Source organism: Bizionia saleffrena (assembly GCF_008086175.1).
GTDB classification, from domain to species: Bacteria; Bacteroidota; Bacteroidia; order Flavobacteriales; family Flavobacteriaceae; genus Bizionia; species Bizionia saleffrena.
Genome location: NZ_VSKM01000045.1, coordinates 1 through 1,379, shown reverse-complemented (window position 1 = coordinate 1,379; position 1,379 = coordinate 1). Strand labels below are relative to the sequence as shown.

The 1,379-nt window shown below is 42.6% G+C and carries 1 protein-coding gene; it reads left to right on the top strand.

The window, feature by feature from the left end; translation table 11 throughout:
* Positions 1–1,379, top strand: a 1,379-nt coding sequence (locus ES676_RS14540; RefSeq protein ID WP_148371047.1) for a BspA family leucine-rich repeat surface protein, incomplete at both ends; no start/stop codon positions are given.

Below are 1,379 nucleotides of genomic sequence, written 5' to 3'. Positions count from 1 at the left end.
AACAGCGACGTTTAATAACGGTACTTGCGAATGGGTTGTAATAGGAACACAAGCAGCAGAACCAATCACAGAATGTTATGAAACGGCAACGTTTAATAATGATACGTGTATTTGGGAGGTAACAGGAACACAAGAAGCAGCACCAATCACAGAATGTTATGAAACGTCAACGTTTAATAATGATACTTGTAGTTGGGATGTAACAGGAGAACAAGCAGCAGAACCAACCACAGAATGTTGGGAAACCGCAACGTTTAATAATGATACGTGTAGTTGGGATGTAACAGGAACACAAGAAGCAGCACCAACCACAGAATGTTATGAAACGGCAACGTTTAATGACTCTACTTGTAGTTGGGTTGTAACAGGAACACAAGCAGCAGCACCAGCGACAGAATGTTATGAAACGGCAACGTTTAACACGGAAAGTTGTGCTTGGGAGGTAACAGGAACACAAGCAGCAGCACCAACGACAGAATGTTATGAAACGGCAACGTTTAATAATGATACGTGTAGTTGGGATGTAACAGGAACACAAGCAGCAGCACCAAACACAGAATGTTATGAAACCGCAACGTTTAATAACGGTACTTGCGAATGGGATGTAACAGGAGAACAATCAGCAGCACCAGCGACAGAATGTTGGGAAACAGCGACGTTTAATACAGAAAGTTGTACTTGGGAGGTAACAGGAGATCAAGCAACCGAGCCAGCGACAGAATGTTATGAAACGGCGACGTTTAATAATGATACGTGTATTTGGGAGGTAACAGGAGAACAATCAGCAGCACCAGCGACAGAATGTTGGGAAACAGCGACGTTTAATACAGAAAGTTGTACTTGGGAGGTAACAGGAGAACAATCAGCAGAACCAATCACAGAATGTTATGAAACCGCAACGTTTAATAATGATACGTGTAGTTGGGTTGTAACAGGAACACAAGCAGCAGAACCAATCACAGAATGTTATGAAACGGCAACGTTTAATAATGATACGTGTATTTGGGAGGTAACAGGAACACAAGAAGCAGCACCAATCACAGAATGTTATGAAACGGCAACGTTTAATAATGATACGTGTAGTTGGGTTGTAACAGGAGAACAAGCAGCAGCACCAGCGACAGAATGTTGGGAAACGGCGACGTTTAATAATGATACGTGTAGTTGGGATTTAACAGGAGAACAAGCAGCAGCTCCAACCACAGAATGTTATGAAACGGCAACGTTTAATAATGATACGTGTAGTTGGGAGGTAACAGGAGAACAAGCAACCGAGCCAACGACAGAATGTTATGAAACGGCAACGTTTAATGACTCTACTTGTAGTTGGGTTGTAACAGGAGAACAAGCAGCAGCACCAAACACAGAATGTTGGGAAA